Origin of the sequence: Geobacillus subterraneus, from assembly GCF_001618685.1 — a bacterium.
Classification (GTDB): domain Bacteria; phylum Bacillota; class Bacilli; order Bacillales; family Anoxybacillaceae; genus Geobacillus; species Geobacillus subterraneus.
On the sequence record NZ_CP014342.1, the window covers coordinates 728,955 to 746,371 of the forward strand.

The following is a 17,417-nucleotide window of genomic DNA, read 5'->3' on the forward strand; positions in this document are numbered from 1 at the left end:
GGGGGCGAGAGGAGGGACCGGCAGTGACTGAACGACAACGGAACGAGCTGCGCGCGAAGGCGGGCGACTTCAAGACATACAGCCTTGTTTTGTTCGCGCTCGGTGCGTTTTTCTATTTAGGTACGATCATCCCGGGAGCGCTTGAGACAGCGAAAAAACCGTTCGCTTTGCTGGCCGTTTCCGGCTGTTTGGCGGCGGCGTTGTACTGCTCGCGCCGCGCCGCCCGTTATGCTTGTCAGCTTGAAGAAGAAGAGAACCCGTTCGAACCGTAAACCGCCTTTTTGCCGAAAGGCGGTTTTTTATTGCCGATGTCGGCGTTTAGAGGGAATCAGGCTTTTTGCTTATTTTGTAAAAAATTGTTTACAATAGAATGAATTTTGGATATAATTACCTTTGCAACGTTATTTCCGAAGGGAGGTCGAAGACAATGACAATGATGATGTGGGCAACATCGCTGCATGTTTTCAATCAAAAGGCTATTCGACCTTCCGCCGACCGGGAATGAACGTACACCGATCACGAACAGCAGCAATCGGGCCGCAGAAGGGGGTAGTCTCGCTTTCTGCGGCCTTTTTGTACGCTTAGCCGCAGAAGCGCCTGTCTTCTGCGGCTTTTTGCATAGAAAGGAGGTGAGCGGGCATGACGATTCATTTGTTTTTTATCACAATCACGATTGAACGGAGAAAGCCGCGGAAGCGGAACATCGAAGAGGAGCGGTTCGCACGTGCGGCCGAGGAGGAGCTGCTTGACCGCAAATGTTCTGTCCATCAACGGGTGTTTTAAAAAAATAAGGATGAAAGGGGAGAAAATTCATGTCGATTGTACCGGTATGGCTTATGATGTGGATGGAACGGACGGGCGATTCGACTTGACTCGGGATAAAGGAGTGTAGCGCATGCTGCGCGTGCTGTTGTTGACGGTCGAATTTCACCAATTGTTCAAAATGTGGCGGAAGCGTTCCCCATCTTCTTTGGTAAAATAAAAATAAACGAGAAGGCCAAGGAGGGAACGGGGATGTTCGCCATCGTCATGGCAGTTGTGATTACGGCGTCGATCGCGCTTGTCGTCGCCGCGGAAGTGAGCGCCGAAGCAGGAGTGTAACAAGGGCGGCCTCCTGTCTGCGATGGGAGGGGAACAGCAGACGGGCTGCGCAAAAGAGCTGATCGTTTTGTTCATCGATGCGGGTGATACGGTTGCCACAGCCGGCTTCGTTAAGGGCCGGCTGAATTTTTTTGTCCAGACACGGACAACGGCCCCCCCTGCATATACATAACGGTAGGCGGTTTCCGCCGATGACAGCAGGCGGGGGTGAGAGCATGTCCGGCATTTTTTCGGCGTTTGCGTTTTTGTTGAAAGAGATGACGTTTCTCGTCTCGTACATTAAAAACAATGCGTTTCCCCAGCCGTTAAGCCCGAAAGAAGAGGAAAAATATTTGGAACTGATGGCCAAAGGCGATGAGCAGGCCCGCAACCGGCTCATCGAACATAATTTGCGCCTCGTCGCTCATATTGTGAAAAAGTTTGAAAATACAGGGGAAGAAGTCGAAGATTTGATTTCGATTGGGACGATCGGTTTGATTAAGGCGATTGAAAGCTATTCATCTGGCAAGGGGACGAAACTCGCGACATACGCAGCCCGCTGTATTGAAAATGAGATCCTGATGCACTTGCGCTCATTGAAAAAAACGCGCAAAGACGTTTCCCTTCATGAACCGATCGGTCAAGACAAAGAAGGAAATGAAATTAGCCTGCTTGATATTTTAAAATCAGAAGGGCAAGATATCGTCGATGAAATCCAGCTGAACATGGAGCTCGAGCAAGTAAAAAAATATATTAGCGTGCTTGATGAGCGGGAAAAAGAAGTGATCGTCAACCGGTTTGGTCTCGGCCGCCAGCGAGAGAAAACGCAGCGCGAAATCGCCAAAGAGCTCGGCATTTCAAGAAGCTACGTCTCGCGCATCGAAAAACGGGCATTAATGAAAATGTTTCATGAGTTTTACCGGCAGGAAAAAGAAAAACGACGGTCATAAAACTCGGGAATGAGGCAGGCGCCTGATCGGCGGCCTGTTTTCTTTTGTTTATATGGCGGAGTTGCGGCAAAGCGCCTAATTGGAAAAAGCGGCCGGATCAAAAGCCGCTTTTTCCGGTTTCTTTATAAAATAGTTGCCGGCCCGCGTACTGTCAGCTATATTTATAATGGAACATCATTTCGCCAAATTTCGATTAAATGAGGGACGAATGTGAAACGTTGGATCATCATCGCGCTTTTACTCGCTTTAGGGTTGTGGCTTTTGCCGTACAGCGTGCCGCTTCTATTGGCGCTTGCCACCGCCCTTTTGTTAGAGCCGTCTATTCGCCGCTTGCAAGAGAGTTATCAGTTGAAGCGTGCGCATGCCGTGACGGTCATTTTTTCGTTATTTTTAGTGATCGTCGGGTTTTCGCTTTACTTTTTAATCGTCATTCTCGTTCAGCAAGTAATGGCGCTCTCGCAAAAGCTCCCTTACGTGCTAAGCGAAACAACAAAAGTGCTCGACCACCTCATCCAAACGTGGCAGTCATATTCCAGCTCAATTCCGCAAGAAATCATTGATTCATTGGAGCGCGGCGTCAATACGGTGCAACAAATGTTGCTGTCGTTTGCGACGAATTTGACGCAGTCGCTCGTCCATTATATTGCTGCGATCCCGGCGTTTTTTATTCACTTTTTAGTTTATTTAGTCGCCCTTTTTCTTATTTGTCTCGATTTGCCACAGTTGAAACAAGGAATCAAACGTTATTTGTCAGAGCGTACTCATCAACGGCTTTCAATGGTCGTCACACAGTTGAGCAAGGCGGGAGTTGGCTTTATTAAAGCTCAGTTTTTATTCAGTTTAGTTACGTTTTTCCTTGCGCTGGCCGGCCTGTTAATATTGGGCGTTGACTATGCTGCTTTAATGGCATTCATCATCGTCGTCGTCGACATTTTGCCGATTTTAGGGACCGGTTCGGTGCTCGTTCCGTGGGGCATCATCAGCATTGCTAGCGGTGATAACACACTCGGCATCGGGCTGATCGTTCTGTTTGTCGTCATTACTGTCGTGCGCCGGATCATCGAGCCGAAAGTGTTTTCGACCAATCTAGGCATTTCCCCGCTTGCGGCGCTCGTCAGCGTCTACCTCGGCTTTCAGCTGCTCGGCTTCATCGGGCTGTTCGTCGGCCCGGTTGTTGTTATTTTAGTTGAGACGCTCGTCAAAGCAGGGGTCATGAAATGGACGATCAAGCTATAACCAAGCCGGCTTCCGCCGGCTTGGTTTATTCGGAAGGATGAGGGCAAGGGAGGCTGGTTTTGCCGTTTCTATATCCATTTTTGTGAATAAAAGGGAACACAAGGATACAATGGACGGCAACGGATAAGGTGCGGCCGGCGGAAGGTGAAAAGACCGCCTTGATGGATGGCGGTCTTTTCCTGGCGGGCAGTTATGGATGGTTGAGCTCGGTGCGCGGCAAAATTAAAATTTCGACACGCCGGTTTTTCATCCGCCCGGCAGCGGTGGCGTTGGAGGCGATCGGCTTGTATTCGCCATACCCTTTGGCGCTGAAATAGCGCGGATCGAGTTGCTTGTTTTCAAGCAGCACTTTCATGAAATTGACGGCGCGCATGACGCTCAGCTCCCAGTTGGAAGCAAATTTCTCATTATGGATCGGCACGTTGTCCGTATGGCCGCTGATGATGATATTGCGCGGCGGGTTCATGACGAGCAAAGTGGAGATTTCCGCCGCAAGACGCCGGTCTTTCATGTGCACTTCGGCGCTGCCGGAGTCGAATAAAATGTCGTCTAAAATGGTGATGGCGAGCCCTTCGTCAGTCAACGATGTTTGCAGTTTTCCACCGAGCTTGTTTTCTCGAATGTAGACGTCGATCTTTTCTTTTACTTGCGCCAGCCCTTCTTTTTCCTGCTCACTCACGGCTGGGGAAGGCTGCTTTTCTTGTTGCCGCCCTTCTTCATCTTGGGCTGGCGGGGTGATTGGCTCCACCGGGCTTTGAAATTCGAGAACACCCGTTCCGCCGGCAAAAGCGTTACTGAAGGCGCGCGCGATTTCCTGAAACTTTTTTTGGTCAATTTGGCTGCTTGCAAACAAGACGATGAACAAAGCAAGCAAGAGCGTCAGTAAATCCGCGTACGGAATAAGCCATGATTCATTTATATGCTCGTCGTGTTCGTTCTTTTTTTTCTTACCCATTGACCGTTTCCCCTTGTGTCAGCACGTGGCGCCGCTCGCTTTCCGGCAAATACGAAGCAAGTTTCTGCTCGATCATGCGCGGGGCTTGTCCTTCCAAAATGGACAGCACCCCTTCAATCATGATGTAGCGCACTTTCGCTTCTTCTTTCGATTTCCGCCGCAACTTGTTGGCGAACGGATGCCAAAGCACGTAGCCGGTGAAAATCCCGAGCATTGTAGCGACGAATGCGGCGCTGATCGCCTGGCCGAGCTCAGCGATATTTTCCATGTTTCCAAGCGCGGCGATCAAGCCGATGACAGCGCCGAGCACCCCGAGTGTCGGCGCATATGTGCCGGCTTGCGTAAAAATGGCGGCGTTCGCTTCGTGCCGCTCTTCCATGGCCGCGATCTCTTCTGTCATCACATCGCGAATGAACTCTTGCGTCTGCCCGTCGATCGCCATGCTGAGCCCGTTGCGCAAAAACGGATCGTTGATGTCGTCCAGCTTCGCTTCAAGCGCCAGCAGTCCTTCGCGGCGGGCGACGTTCGCCCAGTCGACGAACAGCGGAATGAGCTGCTCGACCGTCGGGGTCGCCGGTTTGGTAAAAATGATTTTTAACAGCTTCGGCACTTTTTTAATTTCTTGCGTCGGAAAGGCGATCGTGACCGCTGCGGCTGTCCCGACGAGAATAATTAAAAGGGCGGCCGGATTGATTAGCACAGACGGCGATACGCCTTTAAAGTACATGCCGAGTCCAACAGCGATCACGCCCAAGATGACGCCGACGACTGATGTTTTATCCAAATTGATCCCCCCGCTCTTTCAGTGAAAACGATCTATGTTGCTTTTGTTTTATGAAGAAACCATATTTATCATATACTGAATAGAGAAGGTTGAAAAGGGAAAAAGGTGTGACTTCGGACATAAAAAAGCCGCCCGATCCATATGCCATTGGAAAGGGACAGCCCCAGCGATGGTCATATTTTTTTCAGTTTAAACGTTCCGACCATTAAAAACGATAAGATCAGCGCTAAAAACATAAACGATTGCGGCGGAAGGTACGGAATGGCCAAATAGCCTAACGTCATCAGCACCCCGGCTGCTGTAATCGGCAGCCCGGCAAAATAGCCGTTGTTCTCCGTGATGTTAAAGCGGGCGAGGCGAAAGGCGCCGCAGGCGATATACAAAATGGTGAACACCGCTCCTGGCGCACCGAATTCACGGAACAAGGCTTCGTACAGTAACAGGGCGGGCGCGACGCCAAAGGAAACAATGTCGCTCATCGAGTCAAGCTGTTTGCCGAGCTCGGATTCGATGTTCAGCTTCCGGGCGACGGCGCCGTCAAAGCGATCGACAAACGCTGCTAAAAAAATGAGAAGCACGCTCATGTGAAGCTGCCCGTTCAGCGTAGTCAAGACGGAAAAGCCGCCGAGCGATAAGTTCGTCATCGTTAAAATGTTGGCCATGTTGGCTTTTAACTTTTTTAACGTATAATCTAAATAATCCGATAAGAACACTCTCCCCACTCCTTTTCCAACAGAAAACGCCAAAAGAAAATTCTACTACCATTATACTCATTTTGGCGGTAATATGGAAGGTAGTAACAACCGGCGATGCTACATAACTGGAGGGAACATGCTTGCGAAAATGGCTGTACCGTTTGTTTATTGAGTTGACCAATCACTCGCTTTCCTCGAAGCTGCTCGCTTCGTTTGCCAGATCGCGCCTCAGCGCGCCGTTGATACCATCGTATGCGAAAATTTATCATATTAACCAAGAAGAAATGGAAAAAAGCCTAAAAAATTATAAAACGTTGCAGCAGTTGTTCGTTCGCCGGCTCAAAGCCGGGACTAGACCGGTCGATGCTGATGAGCATGCGGTCGTCAGTCCGGTCGATGCGGTCATTGAGGAAATGGGAACGATCCAAGAAACGAGTGAAATAATGGTCAAAGGGAAACCGTATTCGATTGCGGAAATGCTTGGCAGTGCCGAGGCTGCGCAACCGTATGTGAACGGGTTCTTTTTTATTCTGTATTTGAGCCCGAGCCATTATCACCGCATCCATAGCCCAATATCTGGCGTGATCGAAAAACAGTGGACGCTCGGCCGCAAATCATACCCTGTCAACCGCCTCGGCTTAAAATACGGGCGGCGGCCGCTTGAAAAAAACTATCGCCTCATCACAGAGGTCACGGCTGGCGGCAAGCGCATGGCCATCGTCAAGGTCGGCGCCATGTTTGTCAACAGCATTGAACTGACCCATAAGGGGGATCGGTTGGTGAAGGGGGAGGAAATGGCGTATTTTTCATTCGGCTCGACTGTCGTGCTCCTGTTTGAACGGGGAAGCTTTACGCCCGACCCGCGCATTGCCGCGCCGATGCCGATTAAAGTTGGCGAGCGGCTCGGCTATTGGCGCTAGGCGCGGACGTTTTGGCGAAACAAAAAAAGCCCGAAGGCCTTCGTTTATGATGACAATTTGATTTTATGGGCCAATGACCGACGCAGGATTTCCTTTTCGATCAGTTCGATGAATTCCGGGCTTAAATTGAGTTCTTTCGCCTTAAAGTACGATTCGATCAACAGCTCATCAGACAAATGTTTCATCGGCGAACGCCCTCCTTTTCCGATGGGAGATGGAATATAGCGAATATTCCATACATATAATGGTAGGTTACTTTCACTGTACCATGATTTGCAAAATAGAACAACCGCTCTATTATCCACAGAAAGCAGTGGATAACATGTGGAAAACGTGTTTATAAAATAGTGGAAGCATCGTCATTCGTTTGTGTACGATGTGGGTAACAGTTATCCACAAACCGGGGGGGTTGCGAAATTTGTCGAAAACTTTTTGTCATGCCGTTTTAGAGAAGGACGGCTGCCAAACTTTGTTTTGAAACGAACAGCCAAATCCGCTATGATGGGAAAAGCAGATGACAAAGGCAGGTGATTGACATGCTTCATTATTTTTTACCAAGCCAGTTTGCAAAGCGCGTCATTGACATTACACCGGATGAGCTGAAGGAAAAAGGGGTGAGAGGGATCATCACCGATCTTGACAATACGCTCGTCGAGTGGGACAGGCCAGGCGCGACCCCGGAACTGGCAGCCTGGTTTGAGGCGATCAAGCAGGCGGGCATTAAGGTCGTCATCGTATCGAATAATAATAAACGACGCGTGCAGTCGTTTGCCGAACCGCTCGGCATCCCGTTCATTTTTGAAGCGCGCAAACCGCTGACGCGCGCGTTTTTGCAGGCGTTGGCGATGATGGGGCTGAAAAAGGAGGAGGTCGTCGTCATCGGCGACCAGTTGCTGACTGATGTGCTCGGCGGCAACCGCCTCGGATTAAATACGATTTTAGTCGTCCCAATCGCTCAGACGGACGGGTTATGGACACGCTTTAACCGGAAAATAGAGCGGAAAATTTTACATGCCATGCGGAAAAAAGGGATGATTTACTGGGAGGAATGAATGTGGAGCCACAACTGCGTTGCATCGGCTGCGGGGCGGCCATCCAAGTTGAAGACCCAAAAAAGGCGGGGTATGCGCCGAAAAGCGTGCTTGAAAAAGAGGCGGAAGAAATCATTTGCCAACGTTGCTTTCGCCTAAAACATTATAACGAAGTGCAAGATGTGCCGCTTGATGATCACGATTTTTTGCAGATGCTGCACCGCATCGGGGAATCGAAGGCGCTTGTTGTTTACATCGTCGATATTTTCGATTTCAACGGCAGCTGGATTCCCGGTTTGCCGCGGTTTGCGGCGGACAATCCGATTTTGCTTGTCGGCAATAAGGCTGATTTGCTGCCGAGGTCGGTGAACTATCCGAAGCTGTTGCAATGGATGCGCCGCATGGCGGAGGAGCTCGGGCTGCGGCCGATTGATGTTCGTCTCGCCAGTGCGGCGAAAGGGATTGGCATGGCGGGCGTCATCGAGGCGATCGACCGCTATCGCGAAGACGGGGACGTCTATGTCGTCGGCTGCACGAACGTTGGCAAGTCGACGTTCATTAATCGGATCATTGAAGAGGCGACCGGCAAAGGGAATGTCATTACAACATCGTATTTCCCGGGGACGACACTTGATATGATCGAAATTCCGCTTGAGGGCGGAGCGTCGCTGTATGACACGCCGGGTATTATCAACCATCACCAAATGGCGCATTTCGTCGATGCGCGCGATTTAAAAATCATTACGCCGAAGCGGGAAATCCATCCGCGCGTGTATCAGCTCAATGAAGGGCAAACGCTCTTTTTCGGCGGCTTGGCCCGCCTTGATTACGTCAAAGGCGGGCGCCGCCCGTTTGTCTGTTACGTCGCCAACGACTTAACGATTCACCGGACAAAGCGGGAAAAAGCGGATTCGCTTTATGCCAACCAACTCGGCAACTTGCTCGCCCCGCCAAGCAAACGCTACGCGGATGAGTTTCCGCCGCTTGTGCCGCGCACGTTGTCGGTCAAGGAGCGAAAAACGGATATCGTCTTTTCCGGGCTCGGCTGGGTGACGTGCAACGACCCGGGCGCTCAGCTCGTTGTTCACGCCCCGAAAGGGGTCGATGTGTTTATTCGCCAGTCGTTGATTTAACGAGTACGGGAGGGGAGAAAGATGGAAAACGTATACGGTTTGCTTGGCTTTCCGGTCGAGCACTCGCTGTCGCCGCTCATGCATAACGACGCGTTCGCCTATTTCGGCATTTCGGCGCGCTACCATTTGTTTTCCGTCAAACCGGAGCAAGTCGGCGAAGCGATCGCCGGCGTGCGGGCGCTCGGCATCGCCGGGGTGAATGTGACGATTCCGCATAAAATGGCGGTCATTCCATTTTTGGATGAAGTGGATGAACACGCGCGCCGCATCGGAGCGGTCAACACGATCGTCAATGACAACGGACGGCTCGTCGGCTACAATACGGACGGACCTGGCTACGTTAAGGCGCTCGAGGAGGAAATGGATGTCCATCTTGACGGCAAGCGGATTTTGCTGATCGGCGCCGGCGGCGGGGCGCGCGGCATTTATTTTTCGCTGCTTTCGACCGCGGCCGCGCGCATTGATATCACCAACCGGACGACCGAAAAAGCGGCGCGGCTCGTCCGTGAAGGGGAGGATGGCCGCTCGGCCTTTTTCCCGCTTGCCGAGGCCGAGAAACGGCTGGCCGAATATGATATTATTATCAACACGACTTCGGCCGGCATGCATCCGCGTGTCAACGAACAGCCGCTTTCCCTTGAACGGCTGCGGCCGGGAACGGTCGTGTCCGATATTATTTACAATCCGTTCGAAACAAAATGGCTGAAGGAAGCGAAAGCACGCGGCGCCCGCGGGCAAAACGGCGTCGGCATGCTCGTGTACCAAGGGGCGCTCGCCTTTGAAAAATGGACCGGTCAATGGCCGGATGTCAACCGGATGAAACAGCTTGTCATCGATCAGTTGAGGAGGTAACATATGTTAACGGGAAAACAAAAACGGTTTTTGCGGGCGCAAGCCCACCATTTAAAGCCGATTTTTCAAGTCGGCAAAGGCGGCGTGACGGAGGCGATGACCGAACAAATCGCGGCGGCGCTCGAAGCGCGTGAACTGCTGAAGGTGAGCGTCTTGCAAAACTGTGAAGAGGACCGCCACATTGTCGCCGAACAGCTTGCCGAAGGGACGGGGGCCGAGCTCGTGCAAGTGATCGGCAATACGATCGTCTTATATAAGGAGTCGAAAGAACATAAACAAATCGTTTTGCCTGACTGAGAAGCAGTGCGGCCAAGGCAGACGGCGGGGGGGGAAGGAAGATGGGAAAAATCGGGATTTTCGGCGGCACGTTTGATCCGCCGCATTACGGCCATTTAATAATGGCCAATGAAGTGCTTGACGCCCTTCGGTTGTCACAAATTTGGTTTCTGCCAAACCGCATTCCTCCCCATAAGCAGCACGAGCAGGTGACAAGAAGCGAGGACCGGCTGCGCATGCTCGAGCTGGCGGTGGCCGGCCATCCACGCTTTCATATTGAGACGATCGAACTCGAACGGGAAGGGCCTTCCTACACGTACGACACGATCCGACAGCTTACGGCGGTGCATCCGGACGACGAATTTTACTTTATCATCGGCGCTGATATGGTCGAATACTTGCCAAATTGGCATCGCATTGAAGAGCTGATCGAGCTCGTGACGTTTGTCGGGGTCAAGCGTCCAGGGTTTTCGATGAAAACGCCATATCCGGTCATCGAGGTGGAAGCGCCGCAGTTTGCCGTATCGTCGTCGCTCATTCGCGAGCGGGTGAAAAGCGGACAAACGATCCGCTATTTAGTGCCGGAAGACGTCAGACTTTATATTGAGGAGAAGGGGTTATATGGAGCGAGAACAAGCGTTGCAGATTGTGAAAGAGCAGCTGACGGAGCATCGCTACGAGCATACGCTTGGCGTTGTCGAGACGGCCGTTAAGCTGGCGAAACGGTACGGGGCTGACGTGAAAAAAGCGGAATTGGCGGCCATTTTTCATGACTATGCGAAATTCCGCCCGGTCGAAGAAATGAAACAACTCATTTTAGCACAAAATATGCCCAACGATTTGCTCGCGTACAACAGCGAATTGTGGCATGCGCCCGTCGGCGCCTACCTAGTGCAAACGGAAGCCGGCATTGACGATCCGGACGTGCTCGATGCCATCCGTTACCATACGTCTGGCCGCGCTGGCATGACGCTGCTGGAGAAAATCATTTATTTGGCCGATTACATCGAGCCAGGGCGGCGCTTCCCCGGCGTTGATGACGTGCGGCGCCTGGCGGAAGAAGATCTCAACCGGGCGCTTTTGCAGGCGGTGAAAAACACGATCGCCTTTTTGCTAGAGAAGCGCCAGCTCATTTATCCGGATACGATTCATGCGTACAATTCACTCGTGCGCGAAGTGAAGGGGGAATGAAGTCGGTGACTGAACAAGAAGCATTGCAGCTTGTCGTCCGCGCGGCGGATGAAAAAAAAGCGGAAAATATCGTCGTCTTGAACATGAAAGGCATTTCACTCGTCGCCGATTATTTTGTCATTTGCCATGGCAACTCAGACAAGCAAGTGCAGGCGATCGCCCGCGAAATCCAAGACCAAGCGGCAGAACACGGCTTACCAGTGAAACGGATCGAAGGATTCCAAGAGGCGAAATGGGTGCTTGTCGATTTGGGTGACATCGTCGCTCACGTGTTTGCCAAAGAGGAGCGTGAGTATTACAACCTCGAGCGGCTTTGGGGGGACGCCCCGGCGGAAGACGTCGCGGCCGTGTTGCAGCCATGACCTATGCCCGCTTTGCCGATTGGTATGACGCGCTGATGGCCGAGGCGCCGTATGACAAGTGGCGGTCGTTTGTGGAACGAGCCTTTAACCGATATGCCCAACGGCCTGGCCGACAGGTAATCGACATCGGCTGCGGGACAGGGGAGCTTGCCATCCGCCTCGCCAAGGCCGGATGGCAAGTATCCGGCGTTGACTTGTCCGAGCATATGCTTGCCATCGCTCAGGAGAAAGCGGAGGAAGCCGGCGTTCATGTGCCGTTTTTTGAACAAAACATGGCCGAACTCGACGGGTTTTTCGATCTTGACGGCGCCTTTATTTTTTGCGATGCCCTCAATTATTTGACGGATGAGGAGGACGTCCAAAACACCTTCGCCGCCGTTTCCCGCGCTCTTGGCGCCGGCGGGCTGCTTTTGTTTGACGTCCATTCCGTTTATAAAATGGACGTTTTGTTCCGCGATGCCGTGTTTGCGGACCAAGGGGAGGACATCAGCTACATATGGACGTGCCATCTGCTCGATTGGCCGCACAGCGTCGGGCATGAACTGACATTTTTCGTCCGTCGCGGCAATCGGTACGAACGTTTCGACGAATGGCACGAACAGCGCACGTTCGAGCGCGCCGTTTACGAGCAGTGGCTGGCTGATGCCGGCTTTGAGGTGCTTGAAGTGACCGCCGATTTCACCGATGCCCCGCCGACCGAGACGGCGGAGCGGTTGTTTTTTGCTGCGCGGAAGCGGTGAGCGGAGAGAGGGCCATTGGTCTGCCCGCAGAGAGCAGCCGGGAAAACGTGCAGCTGCTTGCGCTGTTGCCAGCTTATTCGAAGAACAAAGGAAGAGGGAGTGTTCGTTTACCCACTCTCAAAGGATGATGAAGATATTGGTCGTTTCAAGGGAAAAGAGTGGCTTATTTATGTGGCCTTTTGCATGACCTAGGGAGGTTCTATCCTCTTTTTCAAGGCTATTTACAAAAGCAAGCCGATGGAGTTGCCCCAGCCAAAAGGCTGGGGCAACGCGAAAAACAGTAAACGGTCACGTCGCGAACAAACTAAGTGACAAATGTCCGCTAGTCCCAAGCGGGAAAGCCAAGGGTGATTTTTCGCCGGACAAAGAAGGAAGTTGCCGTTTGCTGTCGAATAAGTTTTTATGACGAAAACTGTTGCCTCACCTTCTCCACATCTTCTCGAAACTTCTCATGTGTTTTCCTTAGCACTTCCTCAAATACGCCGTCCATTTTTTGCTCGAGAACGGCAATGCCTTCGCCCGTAATGCCGCCTTTGACGCATACTTTTTCCTGCAAAGTTTGAAGCGTATACAAATCCCGTTTCAGCAATTCCCCGAGGCCGATGATCATGTCGGCTGCCAGCATGGTCGCCTGGTCTTTCGTGATGGCGGTCTTCGCTGCCGCCGCATCGATAAAGCGCTGCAGCAAATAGCTGAAAAACGCTGGGCCGCAGCTTGCGATGTCGGAAGCGACGCGGGTGATGGCGTCGTCAATCAAGACCGGTGTGGCGATGCGTCGGAGAAGGTCGTCGATCGTTTGCCGGCGGGCAGCTGAGCAGCGCGAGCCGAAGGTGACGAGGATGCTGCCGGAAAGCGCCCGGTTCGTGATGCTCGGAATGGCGCGCACCACTTGGCAAGGGACGGCCGCTTCCAGCTGTCCGACGCTGATCGGACTTGTGATTGACACAAGGCAATGCTCCCTTGTCCAGTGTGGGGCCAGCTGTTGCAGCAGTGGGTGGATGTCAAGCGGTTTGACGCATAAAAAGACGATGTCCGCCTGCTTGACCGTCTCAGGCGGATCGGCGGCAACCGTGATGCCGGGATAGGTGTTTTGTATATTGAACGCTTTTGCGAGCGTGCGGTTTGTAATGATGAGCTGTTCGGCTTTGACGGCGCCGGAGTCTACCAACGCTTCGATTAAAATCGTTCCCATATTCCCCGTGCCGATAACGCCGATGTTCATGTGCAGTCCCCTCCTCCCTCTTTTCGATATGTATGAAGATGTTCTCCGTTTTATGACTTCGTTTAGAAAGGATGAGTGCGATGTGGGAAACGGTTAAGACACGATGGAAAACAGGACTGATTGTCCTTTTTGTCGCCGCGGCAGGGCTGTGGGTGTTCGGCCGCCCGCCGGCCGAACGGGCACCCGTCGCCTTGCCGACGGCGGTTGGAACGGATGCGGCGGAGACGGAGGAACACGAAGGGAAGGAGCCGAAAGTCGTTGTCATTGATGTCAAAGGAGCGGTCGCCAAACCGGGAGTATACGAGATGCCGGCCGATGCCCGCGTCCGCGATGTCATCGCTAGGGCGGGCGGGCTGACGAACGAGGCGGACGCGGCAAGAGTCAACTTGGCGGCCAAGGTGCACGATGAAATGATGATTTACGTGCCGGCAAAAGGTGAGGCGGCGCTGGCGCCAGAAACGGCCGGGGCGGCGCCGGAAGCCGGGACGGAAAGCGGCCTGCAAGTGGCGGTCAATACGGCGACGGAAGAGGAGCTGATGCAAATTCCCGGCATCGGGCCGACGAAAGCCAAAGCGATCATCGCCTACCGCGATGAGCACGGACCGTTTCAGCGGGTTGAAGATTTGCTTAAGGTCAGCGGCATCGGGGAAAAAACATTGGAAAAATTAAAGCCGTATTTGCTTGTGCCATAAAGTGGGCAAGGAAAATGGATGCGTGTTTGCCCGCTGATGGGCGGGGATGCTGCAGGAGTTATGGCAACTTTTTTCAGCATTGACGGCGCTCAAGCCGGCCGATAGACTAAAATTATCGAAACAAGCGGAGGGACATGATATGGAACGAATGACATGGGACCAATATTTTATGGCGCAAAGCCATTTGCTGGCGCTGCGCAGCACGTGCACGAGGCTCGCGGTCGGGGCGACGATCGTGCGCGACAAACGCATTATCGCCGGTGGGTATAACGGCTCGATCGCCGGCGGCGCCCATTGCATTGATGAAGGGTGCTACGTCATTGACGGCCATTGCGTGCGGACGATCCACGCGGAAATGAACGCGATTTTGCAATGCGCCAAGTTTGGCGTCCCGACAGAAGGGGCGGAGATGTATGTCACCCATTTTCCGTGTTTGCATTGCTGCAAGGCGATCATTCAAAGCGGCATTCGCGCCGTGTATTATGCGCAAGATTACAAAAACCATCCGTATGCCCTTGAGCTGTTTGCCCAAGCCGGTGTCCGCCTCGTGCAAGTGCCGTTGAAGATGGACGTGTTTGCCCAGCTTTCCGGCGGAGGGGAACAATGAAAGGACAAGCCGTTTATATCGCCGCGGCGGCGCTTTTAGCCGCAGCGGCTGCCTTTTTGGTCAAACCCGCCTTTTTCCTCCTTTCCGGCTATCTTCTTCTGCTTCACGTTCACCGGAAGCGTCTGTTGATTCCCGCCTTGGCCGCGGCCTCGTTCTGTTTCATCTATGTTCTCGTCGTCGACCATTATAACAAAACGGCCCTTTCCGGCGGCCGCCATACCGTTTTGCTTCGCTTTCCCGCCCCGCCTTCGATCGACGGCGACCGGCTGCAGGCGCCGGTCAACGTAGGCCGGGAACGGGTGCAGCTTCGCTATACCATTCGGACGCCGGCGGAAAAAGCGGCGCTGCACGCCCACCTTATGCCCGGAACGGTTTGCCGCGTCACGGGGACGCTTGAGCGCCCGCAGCCGGCAAGCAATCCGTACGCGTTTGACTACCGCCGCTATTTGCGTTTCCACCGCATCCACTGGCTGTTTCTCCCCGAGGCGATCGATCTTTCTGCCTGCTTTCGCGCCCGTCCGACCGTGATCGAGCGGCTCGTTTCGCTTCGCGAAGCGGGCGTTCGCCGCATCGAAGCCCATCTTCCGCCGGAAGCGGCCGGCATTGCGGCCGCCCTGATTTATGGCGAGCGCCGTCAGCTTGATGACGAGGTGCTTGATGGTTATCAACAACTTGGTCTCATTCATTTGCTGGCGATTTCCGGCGGTCATGTCACCTTGCTTGTCAGCGCGGTGTTTGCCATAGCGATCCGTTTCGTGACGCGTGAGGCAGCCGCCGTCGCTTTAATGGCCGCGCTGCCCGTTTACGCGGTGCTCGCCGGCGCCTCGCCGTCAGTTTTGCGCGCTTGTGTGACAGGTATGATCGTGCTTGCTGTCGCGTGGAAAAAAGGGGCGATTCACCCGCTCGATGCGTTAAGTTGGACGGCGATTGCGCTTTTCGTCTTAGATCCGTACATGATGTTTGATATTGGCTTTCAATTGTCGTTTGTAGTGACGTTTGTCCTCCTCGTTCATTTTCCGGCGCTCGCCGCTGTTCGTTCCATGATCGGGCGGCTCTTCCAAACAGCGCTTGCCGCCCAGCTCGCCGCCCTGCCGATTTTGCTTTACCACTTTTATGAAGTTTCCGTATGGAGTGTCGTCCTCAATGTCGTGTTTGTCCCTTTGTATTCGTTTCTTATTTTGCCGTTGGCCGTTTTTGTTGCCGCTGTTCCGTTTCCTCCGCTCGTTTGGTTGTTCAGCCGCTTCATCGGGCTCACGAACACCGTTGTCCGTTTTTTCTCTGTCGATCACCCGTTTTCGCTTGTGCCCGGGCGTCCGGAGCCTTGGTGCTTAGCCGTTTATGCCGTTGCGGTCGCGGCCGCATGGCTGTTTTGGGAGCGCGGCCGGCTGCTTCACGGCTTGGCGGCGGTGGCGGCCGCCATGGTGCTTCAGCTTGCGAGTCCATACGTTAATCCAAAAGGGGAAGTGACGGTGTTGGATGTCGGCCAAGGCGACTGCCTTTACATCGAGCTTCCTTATCGAAAAGCCGTCTACCTTATCGACACCGGCGGGACGCCGGAACTAAAGGAGGAACGGTGGCGCCGGCGAATGCGGCCGTTTTCCGTCGGCCGCGATGTCGTCGTGCCGTTTTTAAAAGCGCAAGGGGTAAGGGCAATCGACAAGCTCATTCTTACGCATGATGACGCCGACCATATCGGAGCGGCTCCCGAGGTGCTAAAAGCGGTGCGCGTCAAGCGAATCGTCACAAGCCCAAAAGCGCTGCCGGCCATCCAAGCGATGGCGCGCCCGTTTTCTGTGCCGGTTGCCGCTGCATCGCGGGGGGAACGGTGGGAGGAAGGCGGCATAACGTTTGCTGTGATTCACCCGGAGGCGGGCAGTCAAGACGACAATAACGGCTCGCTCGTCTTGTTCGCCCGGCTTGGCGGTTTAGATTGGCTGTTTGCCGGAGACATTGAGAAGGAGGCGGAACGGGCGATCATCGGCATATATCCGCAGTTGCGCGCCGATGTGCTCAAAGTTGCCCACCATGGCAGCAGAACATCGACAACAGAGCCGTTTTTGCAAGCGGTGAAACCGCGGGCGGCCATCATTTCCGTCGGCCGCTTCAACCGTTACGGCCATCCGTCTCCGGATGTGTTGGAACGGCTGAAACAACAAGGTGTTCTCATTTGGCGGACAGATGAAAACGGGGCCATTCGTTATTTTTATGATGGAAAAAGCGGAACCTTTCAAGCGATGAAACCATAGAATGTAGTGCATAAAAAACGGAACCTTTCTCGTCGATCCAACGAGCGCATATTAGCCAAAAAGAAAAAAGGATTGCTTATGTAAGCAATCCTTTACCGGCCGAAAAATTCGATCAGCGTCGCGATGATGAACATCGTCGCGAAAAAGCCGAACGATACGATAAATCCGACGGCGGAATCGACGGCGTCATTCCGTTGGCTTTGCACTTCCTTTTCAAATACGTTCATCGTTTTCCCCCTCCTCGTGCAATCATTTTTAGTATAGACGAAAACGCTAAAAAAATCTACCGCCGCCTGTCCATTTTCCTTCCTTGACAACAGTTGACACAAATACTTTCAAACAGCCGGGAAAACATAAAAATAACCCGCTGGCAAATAAGGTCCTAGGACTTATTGGCCGGCGTTTATATAAAGGGGAACCGGTTTTTTCGACAGCCGGTTCCCTT

General features: G+C 53.1%; 22 protein-coding genes. 16 read left to right on the forward strand and 6 right to left on the reverse strand.

The genetic code is table 11. From position 1 onward, the window contains the following. Positions 1 to 23: 23 nt before the first annotated feature. The 4 genes from GS3922_RS03480 to ytvI all read left to right on the forward strand — a co-directional run bounded on the left by GS3922_RS03480 (position 24) and on the right by ytvI (position 3,266). The gene (locus GS3922_RS03480) at positions 24 to 272 is read left to right on the forward strand and encodes a YrhC family protein (RefSeq protein WP_063165198.1); all 249 of its coding nucleotides are present in this window, start codon (positions 24 to 26) and stop codon (positions 270 to 272) included. Between the two features lie 367 nt (positions 273 to 639). Beyond that, positions 640 to 783: a YrzI family small protein gene (locus GS3922_RS17020; RefSeq protein ID WP_082816520.1), complete on the forward strand. Its 144-nt coding sequence runs from the start codon at positions 640 to 642 to the stop codon at positions 781 to 783. Between the two features lie 533 nt (positions 784 to 1,316). Next, a complete protein-coding gene (gene sigK, locus GS3922_RS03490; RefSeq protein ID WP_063165199.1) occupies positions 1,317 to 2,030 on the forward strand; it encodes an RNA polymerase sporulation sigma factor SigK in 714 nt (237 codons plus the stop codon). Positions 2,031 to 2,240: 210 nt separating this feature from the next. Further along, positions 2,241 to 3,266 (forward strand): sporulation integral membrane protein YtvI, encoded by a 1,026-nt coding sequence (gene ytvI / locus GS3922_RS03500; RefSeq protein WP_063165201.1) that lies wholly within the window; start codon positions 2,241 to 2,243, stop codon positions 3,264 to 3,266. 190 nt (positions 3,267 to 3,456) lie between these two features. On the opposite strand, the gene motB is transcribed toward ytvI, so the two are convergent. The 3 genes from motB to pssA all read right to left on the reverse strand — a co-directional run bounded on the left by motB (position 3,457) and on the right by pssA (position 5,718). Continuing rightward, complete coding sequence (motB, locus tag GS3922_RS03505; RefSeq protein ID WP_063165202.1) at positions 3,457 to 4,221, reverse strand: flagellar motor protein MotB; 765 nt, start codon at positions 4,219 to 4,221, stop codon at positions 3,457 to 3,459. Then, positions 4,214 to 5,005, reverse strand: coding sequence for a flagellar motor stator protein MotA (gene motA / locus GS3922_RS03510; RefSeq protein WP_063165203.1), 792 nt, complete (start codon positions 5,003 to 5,005; stop codon positions 4,214 to 4,216). Before motA ends, motB begins: the two co-directional genes overlap by 8 nt. A 173-nt stretch (positions 5,006 to 5,178) precedes the next feature. After that, on the reverse strand, positions 5,179 to 5,718 hold the full coding sequence (gene pssA, locus GS3922_RS03515) for a CDP-diacylglycerol--serine O-phosphatidyltransferase (RefSeq protein WP_063165204.1): 540 nt from the start codon (positions 5,716 to 5,718) through the stop codon (positions 5,179 to 5,181). Between the two features lie 122 nt (positions 5,719 to 5,840). Between pssA and GS3922_RS03520 the strand changes: the two genes are divergently transcribed. Further along, positions 5,841 to 6,620, forward strand: a complete 780-nt coding sequence (locus tag GS3922_RS03520) for a phosphatidylserine decarboxylase (protein WP_063165205.1) — start codon at positions 5,841 to 5,843, stop codon at positions 6,618 to 6,620. 44 nt (positions 6,621 to 6,664) lie between these two features. Here GS3922_RS03520 and GS3922_RS03525 read toward each other — a convergent pair whose 3' ends face one another. Further along, on the reverse strand, positions 6,665 to 6,805 hold the full coding sequence (locus GS3922_RS03525) for a sporulation histidine kinase inhibitor Sda (RefSeq protein WP_063165206.1): 141 nt from the start codon (positions 6,803 to 6,805) through the stop codon (positions 6,665 to 6,667). Between the two features lie 351 nt (positions 6,806 to 7,156). Here GS3922_RS03525 and GS3922_RS03530 point away from each other — a divergent pair, with 351 nt between their 5' ends. From GS3922_RS03530 to GS3922_RS03565, 8 genes are read left to right on the forward strand one after another with little or no spacing between them, the layout of a single operon-like run. Then, complete coding sequence (locus tag GS3922_RS03530; RefSeq protein WP_063165207.1) at positions 7,157 to 7,672, forward strand: YqeG family HAD IIIA-type phosphatase; 516 nt, start codon at positions 7,157 to 7,159, stop codon at positions 7,670 to 7,672. A gap of 2 nt (positions 7,673 to 7,674) precedes the next feature. Further along, positions 7,675 to 8,784, forward strand: coding sequence for a ribosome biogenesis GTPase YqeH (gene yqeH / locus GS3922_RS03535; protein WP_063165208.1), 1,110 nt, complete (start codon positions 7,675 to 7,677; stop codon positions 8,782 to 8,784). Positions 8,785 to 8,805: 21 nt separating this feature from the next. Then, complete coding sequence (gene aroE, locus GS3922_RS03540) at positions 8,806 to 9,636, forward strand: shikimate dehydrogenase (RefSeq protein ID WP_063165209.1); 831 nt, start codon at positions 8,806 to 8,808, stop codon at positions 9,634 to 9,636. Positions 9,637 to 9,639: 3 nt separating this feature from the next. Continuing rightward, a complete protein-coding gene (gene yhbY / locus GS3922_RS03545; RefSeq protein ID WP_063165210.1) occupies positions 9,640 to 9,933 on the forward strand; it encodes a ribosome assembly RNA-binding protein YhbY in 294 nt (97 codons plus the stop codon). A 41-nt stretch (positions 9,934 to 9,974) separates the two neighbouring features. Next, positions 9,975 to 10,625 carry a nicotinate-nucleotide adenylyltransferase gene (locus GS3922_RS03550; protein ID WP_063165211.1) on the forward strand — a complete coding sequence of 217 codons (651 nt, stop codon included), beginning with the start codon at positions 9,975 to 9,977 and terminating at the stop codon, positions 10,623 to 10,625. Beyond that, the gene (gene yqeK, locus GS3922_RS03555; protein WP_063165212.1) at positions 10,534 to 11,103 is read left to right on the forward strand and encodes a bis(5'-nucleosyl)-tetraphosphatase (symmetrical) YqeK; all 570 of its coding nucleotides are present in this window, start codon (positions 10,534 to 10,536) and stop codon (positions 11,101 to 11,103) included. The genes GS3922_RS03550 and yqeK overlap by 92 nt, the downstream gene beginning before the upstream one ends. A 5-nt stretch (positions 11,104 to 11,108) precedes the next feature. Further along, complete coding sequence (rsfS, locus tag GS3922_RS03560; protein WP_063167297.1) at positions 11,109 to 11,465, forward strand: ribosome silencing factor; 357 nt, start codon at positions 11,109 to 11,111, stop codon at positions 11,463 to 11,465. Beyond that, positions 11,462 to 12,205, forward strand: a complete 744-nt coding sequence (locus GS3922_RS03565; RefSeq protein ID WP_063165213.1) for a class I SAM-dependent DNA methyltransferase — start codon at positions 11,462 to 11,464, stop codon at positions 12,203 to 12,205. Before rsfS ends, GS3922_RS03565 begins: the two co-directional genes overlap by 4 nt. Before the next feature lie 400 nt (positions 12,206 to 12,605). Here GS3922_RS03565 and comER read toward each other — a convergent pair whose 3' ends face one another. Beyond that, positions 12,606 to 13,427, reverse strand: a complete 822-nt coding sequence (gene comER / locus GS3922_RS03570; protein WP_063165214.1) for a late competence protein ComER — start codon at positions 13,425 to 13,427, stop codon at positions 12,606 to 12,608. Positions 13,428 to 13,507: 80 nt separating this feature from the next. On the opposite strand from comER, the gene GS3922_RS03575 reads away from it, so the two are divergent. The 3 genes from GS3922_RS03575 (at position 13,508) to GS3922_RS03585 (ending at position 16,972) form a co-directional block, all read left to right on the forward strand. Continuing rightward, entirely contained in the window at positions 13,508 to 14,119 is a 612-nt protein-coding gene (locus GS3922_RS03575) for a helix-hairpin-helix domain-containing protein (RefSeq protein WP_063165215.1), read from the forward strand. A gap of 139 nt (positions 14,120 to 14,258) precedes the next feature. Next, positions 14,259 to 14,726, forward strand: coding sequence for a ComE operon protein 2 (locus tag GS3922_RS03580; RefSeq protein ID WP_063167298.1), 468 nt, complete (start codon positions 14,259 to 14,261; stop codon positions 14,724 to 14,726). Further along, positions 14,723 to 16,972 (forward strand): DNA internalization-related competence protein ComEC/Rec2, encoded by a 2,250-nt coding sequence (locus GS3922_RS03585; protein WP_063165216.1) that lies wholly within the window; start codon positions 14,723 to 14,725, stop codon positions 16,970 to 16,972. Before GS3922_RS03580 ends, GS3922_RS03585 begins: the two co-directional genes overlap by 4 nt. A 92-nt stretch (positions 16,973 to 17,064) precedes the next feature. Here the strand turns inward: GS3922_RS03585 and GS3922_RS17025 are convergent, their stop codons facing one another. Continuing rightward, entirely contained in the window at positions 17,065 to 17,199 is a 135-nt protein-coding gene (locus GS3922_RS17025; RefSeq protein ID WP_011231993.1) for a YqzM family protein, read from the reverse strand. Between the last annotated feature and the right edge of the window lie 218 nt (positions 17,200 to 17,417).